This window comes from Acidisphaera rubrifaciens HS-AP3 (genome assembly GCF_000964365.1).
In the GTDB taxonomy this organism is placed as follows: domain Bacteria; phylum Pseudomonadota; class Alphaproteobacteria; order Acetobacterales; family Acetobacteraceae; genus Acidisphaera; species Acidisphaera rubrifaciens.
Map to the genome: position 1 here is coordinate 1 of NZ_BANB01000467.1, position 1,280 is coordinate 1,280.

The window sequence follows — 1,280 nt, forward strand, 5'->3', positions numbered from 1 at the left end:
GTGCGGCGAGCCGGTCGCGCTCCGCCGCCGTCGCGTCGCGCGCCGAGACCGCACGCGCGGCCTGGTCGCGCAGGCTGTTGATCTCCGCCTCCAGCGTCTCGCGCGCCGCCCGCGCGGCGGCGAGGTCGCGGCCCAGCGCCGCGACCGACTGCCCGAGATCGGCGGTCCGCCCGCGCTCCAGCGAGAGCATGTCGGTCATCTCCGCCAGCTGCCGCCGCACGTGATCCAGCGCCTTGTCCCGTCCCGTCAGCGCGACGGACAGGAAGGCCTGCGCCAGCACGAACACCAGCAGCACGAAGATGATGACCATCAGCAGCGTGGACAGCGCGTCCACGTAGCCGGGCCACGCCTCCAGCCCGTTGCCGCCGCCGCGCCGCTGGCGTGCGGCCATGCCGCGCTACTCCCGCACCATGCGCGGCGTGTCGTCGGCGAGCGCCGCGACGGTGCGCGTCAGCACCCGCAGGTCGTTGCGCAGCTCCGCCGTGGACTGCGCGCGGCCCTGTTCCATCTCCGCCAGCAGCCGTTGCAGCGCGATGTCCATGTTGCGCAGATGCACCCGCATCGCCTCGGTATGCTCCATGCCGGCGGAATGCGGGTCCGCCAGCCGCTGCAACGCGGGGGCGAGCTGCACCTGCGACTCGGCGATGCGCAGCATCAGCTGCTGGTTGGTGCGCATCGTATCCGACAGATGGCCGATCCGTTCGGTGAGCGCGAGCACCGCGGCGTTGGCCTGCAGCCGCCCCTCCTCGCCGCGGCCGAGGATCGCCTGCAGCCCCTCCATGTTCTCGGCGGTCTGCTCCAGCAGCGCCTGCACATAGACGGGGATCGCCGCCTCGCCCTCGCCGATCGCGCCGGAGGACAGGCGCGTGAGCCCGGCCAGCCACTCCTCCAGCTCGTTGTAGAAGCGGTTCTGCGCCTGCCCGGCGGTGAGGTCGAGGAAGCCGAGCACCAGCGCGCCCGACAGGCCGAACATGCTGGCCGAAAACGCCGTGCCCATGCCGCGCAGCGGCTTCGCCAGCCCCGATTTGAGTTGCTCGAACAGCGCGTTGATATCGCCGCCGCCCACCGACATGCCGCCGATCACGTCCGACACCGACCGCACCGTCAGCAGCAGGCCCCAGAACGTGCCGAGCAGGCCGAGGAAGATCAGCAGCCCGGTCATGTAGCGCGACAGCTCGCGGTTCTCGTCGAGCCGCGCGGCGATGCCGTCGAGCAGGCTGCGCATCGCCGGCGCCGACAGGGTGAAGCGCGCCCGCCCGTCCCCCGCGCGCGCGTCGCGC

The 1,280-nt window shown here is 72.7% G+C and carries 1 protein-coding gene and 1 pseudogene; both read right to left on the reverse strand.

Going from position 1 to position 1,280, the window contains the following annotated elements; genetic code table 11:
- A pseudogene (locus tag B8460_RS13135) lies at positions 1-391 on the reverse strand (peptidoglycan -binding protein); the annotation flags it as partial.
- Positions 392-397: 6 nt separating this feature from the next.
- Positions 398-1,280: hypothetical protein (locus B8460_RS13140; protein ID WP_048862059.1), on the reverse strand; the 883-nt coding region annotated here is incomplete at its 5' end.